The sequence below is a fragment of the Dyella sp. genome, assembly GCF_035685885.1.
Lineage (GTDB): Bacteria > Pseudomonadota > Gammaproteobacteria > Xanthomonadales > Rhodanobacteraceae > Dyella.
In genome coordinates this window covers 1-5,277 of record NZ_DASRZX010000160.1, presented here as the reverse complement: position 1 = coordinate 5,277, position 5,277 = coordinate 1, and the positions used below count along the sequence as shown (strand labels likewise).

The 5,277-nt window shown below is 64.8% G+C and carries 5 protein-coding genes; 2 read left to right on the top strand and 3 right to left on the bottom strand.

Features of this window, described 5'->3' with window-relative positions:
- Nucleotides 1-1,265, bottom strand: a 1,265-nt coding sequence (locus tag VFG49_RS18115) for an IS4 family transposase (RefSeq protein ID WP_422653408.1), incomplete at its 3' end; no start/stop codon positions are given.
- A 764-nt stretch (nucleotides 1,266-2,029) separates the two neighbouring features.
- Between VFG49_RS18115 and VFG49_RS18110 the strand changes: the two genes are divergently transcribed.
- Nucleotides 2,030-2,314 (top strand): hypothetical protein, encoded by a 285-nt coding sequence (locus VFG49_RS18110; RefSeq protein WP_324863171.1) that lies wholly within the window; start codon nucleotides 2,030-2,032, stop codon nucleotides 2,312-2,314.
- Nucleotides 2,315-2,834: 520 nt separating this feature from the next.
- A complete protein-coding gene (locus VFG49_RS18105) occupies nucleotides 2,835-3,443 on the top strand; it encodes a recombinase family protein (RefSeq protein WP_324863169.1) in 609 nt (202 codons plus the stop codon).
- 81 nt (nucleotides 3,444-3,524) lie between these two features.
- Here VFG49_RS18105 and VFG49_RS18100 read toward each other — a convergent pair whose 3' ends face one another.
- Together VFG49_RS18100 and VFG49_RS18095 are read right to left on the bottom strand one after the other, a co-directional pair.
- Nucleotides 3,525-4,523: a tripartite tricarboxylate transporter substrate binding protein gene (locus tag VFG49_RS18100; RefSeq protein WP_324863167.1), complete on the bottom strand. Its 999-nt coding sequence runs from the start codon at nucleotides 4,521-4,523 to the stop codon at nucleotides 3,525-3,527.
- Between the two features lie 58 nt (nucleotides 4,524-4,581).
- Nucleotides 4,582-5,277: hypothetical protein (locus VFG49_RS18095; RefSeq protein ID WP_324863165.1), on the bottom strand; the 696-nt coding region annotated here is incomplete at its 5' end.

The following is a 5,277-nucleotide window of genomic DNA, read 5'->3' as shown; positions in this document are numbered from 1 at the left end:
GTCTTGACTCCGGGTTCGCCGTCGCCTTTGCGCGCCAGGAAGCCGCCGAGCATAGCGACCAAGCGCACGACCTCATTCAGACGCGGTGACGTCTTCGGCGGCTTCTTCTTGTTGAGGATGAATGCCGCGCGCCATTCATCGCGCTCGAACAACAGCCCTGCATCCAGGTCCGGGCAAGTTCGACCCAGTCGCATCAATCGAGCGATGCGCCATGCCACCACCATGAACAGCGCCAAGGCACGCTCAAGCCGCGCCATCGATGCGAGTTGCAACGCCTCGACTCGACAGCCGTTCTTCAGCACATGAAAGAACAATTCCACCTCCCAACGCGCGCGGTACCAGTCAATAAGCTGTGCTGCCGCGTCAAGGTCGGCCACTTCGCGATTACTCAGCAGTCGCCATTCAATCGGTTTGACGCCTGCCGGCGGGTCGACCTCCCGGGCGACGATACAAGTAGCACTCACCACGCCGCCTGCAGCGTCAGGCAACGCAACACGTTGCGCCCACACCTGCTGCCGTACCGCGCGCGCCGGCTGAGCCTGACGGGCAGCCAACGTGAAGTGAATCCTGCCCACTGGCTCACCCGCAGTGACTTGGTCCCACAGCTTGCCGCCGCCAGGCAAGGTGCGATTGTGCTGCGAGCGCAGTAGCCAGTCCGCCGGGTGGCCCAACTCCTTCGCCTTGACCATCAGCGCCATGATGTCCGACTCTCGGTCAGCCACATAGACGAGTCGCGTGGCAGGCAGTGCGGCCGCCTGTTCGGCGACCCGCTCATATCCTTCGGTCCAGCGGGTACTTTCCTTGATGCCGGGGCGAACGCCATCCGCACCCTTGGGCTCGCGCGCCCACATGTAGGCGTCAAGCACGCCCAGCGGTTCACGCGCTGGCGTTACCGCGTAAGTCGGGTGCAGATATAGCCCGCGTTGCGCCTCATACGACAGCGGCCCCAAGCCTGCGATGGCCTGGCCGTTAAAGTCCAGTTCCGTGGTGTCTTGGATGCATAGCACCACTTCGCAAGCTCGCATCCGCTCGGCTGAACTCTGCCAGTGGGGCGCCAGAATATCGCGCCAGTCCAATTCATCCTGAGCCAGGAAGCGATACGCCGCAGCCGTTTCCGCCCAGCCGCCGCATGCACTGGGTATGCTCGCCGTCGGCTTCTCTGCGAGCCGCTCCGCTAGCAGCACCGCCCGCTTGTTCAGGCGCTGGTCGCCCAGGTCAATGTCCTTGAATTCTGCCGCTGCCCAACTCGTTGCCTCTCGCTGCATGTGTCGCCCAAATTGCAACAGTGAACGACATTCCGAAAGAGTTTACAACCCCACCCGCTATGTCATTGACCGTAAACGACTTTTTGCGGCACGCCATGGGTCACGACTTGTGTGTAATGAGGTGGGTTACTACGAAGTGCATGCATACGAATTAAAAATCGCAGGAGGAGGTGCGCCTTCGTTCTCAGAAAATAAGCGCATATCTGATTTTTTTGGATCGGGCTTGGATGGAAAGCATGAGGGAAAAGTTTCTCATTTTCGCTTCAAGGATTCGGCATCCATACGGCGAGTCTTGTCATTATATTTTGGTAAATACGGTTTCATGGAATCTGGAGCGCGGGGAACCCTATGCTCGGCCGGTTCTTGAAGTATTGTGAAAATGAAATAGGGGCAGGATCGGGCATCCTGATGTTTCCGGAAAATTACAGTTACGACCGTATATGCCGTCTTTCTTTCTAACCCTCCCTGCCTACGTCCTCGTCTCCCGAGACGATGACGGAGACCTTTGCATAATTTCGTCCAGAATCGAGCAGGGCCGCGCCATCACATGCTTCCTGTCGCCGTTCGATGCCTTGATCGAAGCGGGCCTAAGGTCCGCACTCGGTCAACTCTGCCAACTCTTGCCGGCCTCACTTCTCGATGGGAATCTGTTTCGAGACGCCGACAGGAGAGGGTTCATCGCCAGTGTCCACCTCGGTTGGCCGGCGCGTGATGGATGCTTGCTGCAAACGCCAGGGGGTGGATTAGGGAGATACTCCCGCGAGATGCACCACTGGGCAGGGGAGTTGGAGCGGTTCGAGATCGACGAGGTTACCTTCGCTGAGTTCTCCAAGCTTCGCGAGAGGGCTGGCTTGTTTGCCTGGCAGGAAACGAACGCGGAGATTCTTAACTGGACCGACACACGCTTGCACGGGGCGGTGGCGCGCTTGGTCGAAACTGTCGAGTTCGCGCCCGGTGATATTCCTGACTGCAATCAAATTGCCATGTTTGACCCAGAGTTCGGACAATGGCATTTCGTGCCTCGCTGCCAGGAAAATGCCGGCGACTAGTTTGATTGCGGCGGCCCGAACTGTTGATCCAGTTCTCCTGCGTCACCCCGCCACCACCCGATTCCTTCCCTCCCGCTTCGCCACATACAGCCGGCCGTCCGCCACGGCCATCAGCGCGTCCAGCGTCGTCCCGCTGCCGGCCAGCTGCGCCGCGACGCCGAACGACGCCGTCGGAGGCGCGGCCCGTGGCGTTGTTGTTATCGCCGGAACCGCAGGCGGCGAGCACGAGGGCGGTGGCAGCCGCGGCGCAGAAGGCCGCGAGCCGGCCCGTGCCGGAAATCCTGAAGATGTGTTGGGAATCCTGTGTTCTGTTTTGGATCGAATTACCAACCCCGCAGAGAGGGGCTGCGCCGATGAAATCACGTTTGCATGGCCTGGCGATGAAGGGTTGTCCCTACATCCAGACGACGTGCTGGTTGGCGCGCAGGCGGCGCATGCGAACGGGGACGGTCGACGGGGAAGCAATCGACGGGAATCGACGGGAAGCAATCGACGGGAAGGTTTGAGCGGGGAGCTTGAAGTGTCTTTGGTCTATCTGTATTCCAACGAAGCCTACGACGAACAGGCCATGGAAAGCGAACTGGCCGCGGCGAGGGCGGCCGGCATCGAGGTCGCAGAGGGATGCGCGGTGCATGAGTGCGAGGCGCCGGCCCTGCCCGCGCTGGAGCGGCCGGCGCTGGCCGCGCTGGTGCAGCGCGTGCGACCGGGCGATGCCGTGCACATGCTGCACCTGTCCTGCCTCGGCTGCCATGCGCGCGACATGCTGGCCACCATCACGCGCTTTCGCAAGGCGGGCGTCGCGCTGCATTGCCTGCAGGCCGGCCGCGCCGACCTGACGCGCGGCGGATCGCCGCCGGCGGTGTCGATGCTGCGTGCGCTGGTGACGCTGGAAAGCCGCGTGCGCAGCGCGCGGGCCCAGCAGAGCGCGGCCATTGCGCGCGAGATGGGCACCCACCTCGGGCGCAAGCCGAAGCTGTCGGAAAGCGAGCGGCGCAACGTGGCGCTATGCCTGGCGGGGGGCGAGTCGGTGAGCGAGGTGGCGCGGCGCTTCAATGTGTCGCGGCAGACGGTGCTGCGCGTGCGCGAAGCGGAACTGGCGGGCTTGCCGCGCGAGACGGTGGACGGCTGACGCGAGGGAAGGTCCCCGGCGTCAGGGTCCGACTTCAACTCCTGCTCCAACTTCAACTTCAGCTTCAACTTCAAGTTCAACTTACTCCGCGCTGATCTTCGCCCGCTTCACCACGTCCCCCCAGCGCTGCCGCTCGGCCTCGTTGAAGGCGCGGAACTTGTCGCCCGGCAGGTACGACGGCTGGGCGCCGTCGGCGGTGAGCATGGCCTTGAAGCGCGGCGACTCGAGCGCGCGCGCCACCGAGGCCTCGAGGCGTTGCACCACTTCGGGTGGCGTCTTCGCCGGGGCGACGATGCCGGCCCACGAGGTCACGTCGAAGCCGGGAATGGCGTGCTCGTTCAGGGTCGGCACATCGGGCAGCGCGGGCGAGCGCTGGCTCGATGTGACGGCGATGGCCGTCAGCTTGCCGGATTTCACCTGCGGGATCATGGCCGGGATCGGGTCGATCATCACGGCCACCTCGCCCGACATCACCCCCAGCATCGCCGGACCGCCGCCCTTGTAAGCCACGTGGGTCATCGGCACCTTCGCCGTCAGCCGCACCAGTTCGCCGCTCAGGTGGCCGGCCGAGCCGACGCCGGCGGACGAGAAGAAGGCCTTGTCCGGATGCGTGCGCAAGAAACCGAGCGCCTGCTCGGGCGTCTTCACGCCGGAGCCCGGCGCCGCGGCCAGCAGCAGCGGGTAGCGCGCCACCAGCGCCACGTGCTCGAAGCTCTGGATGGCATCGAAGCCGGTCTTCGGATAGAGCCACGGGTTGATGGCGTGGCTGCTGACGGTGGCCATGAAGAGCGTGTAGCCGTCCGGATTGGCCTGTGCCACGACCTGCGCACCCATGTTGCCGGCCGCGCCGGGGCGGTTCTCTACCACCACGGACTGGCCGAGGTCTTCCTGCATCGACTGGGCGAGCAGGCGGGCGAGCTTGTCGGTGGAACCGCCGGGGGAATAGCCCACCACCAGCGTGATGGCGCGGTTGGGGTAATTGCCCTGCGCGAGGCAGGCCAGGGGCGCGACGAGCGTGGTGGCGGCGACAAAGGCCAGGGCCGCGAAAGTTTTGCGGCGGACGGGATTGGCGGTATTCATGGCGGGGGACTCGCTTGGTTTCTAGGTCATGTCTGGGTATTGGTGGCCGGTGTGCGGCTCAGGTTCGTACCAGCAGGGTTTCGTGGCAATCGGGGTCGATACTGGTGAGGCGCCGGCGGACTTGGCCCAGCGGCACGTCGATGCTGTCCTGCACGTCGTACAGGTCGAGCACGGTGGCGTGCGGGGGCAGGCCGTCCAGCGCAGCCAGCACGGTGCTGGCGGGGCCGCAGACGAGCTGGTGCGCCGTGCCGTCCGCATCGAATGCAAGGGCCGCGCCTGCCTGCGCCCCATCGGCGTGCAGGCGGATGGCGGCATCCGAGAACAGCGCGGCCAGCGCGGTAAAGGCCAGCGCCGTGGCGCGCGGGGTGTAGCGGCGGTCGATGAAGGCGTGGCGCGGGAAGTAGCCGCGGTCCACGTCCATGAAGGTGTCGAAGACGAACTGCAGGCGCGGGAAGGCCTTCGACAGGATCATCGCCTCGGCCACGCGGGCCACGTTGGCGCGGTCGTCGGCGCGCTCGCGGGCCAGGCAGTCGCCGCCCAGCTTGAGCGACAGCAGCACCGCGCAGCCGGTGTCGGCGGCGAAGGCGGCGGCCACGCTCGCGGCCTCGCGCAGCGATTCATGTGACTCGACGCGCACCGTCACGCCATCGATCTCGCCTGCGGCGTGCGCGCCGGCGAGCAGGTCGCGGTGGCGTGCCAGCTCGTCGTGGCGGAAGCCGGACTTCACATAGTGGCTGAAGGTCTGGCCGTCGTA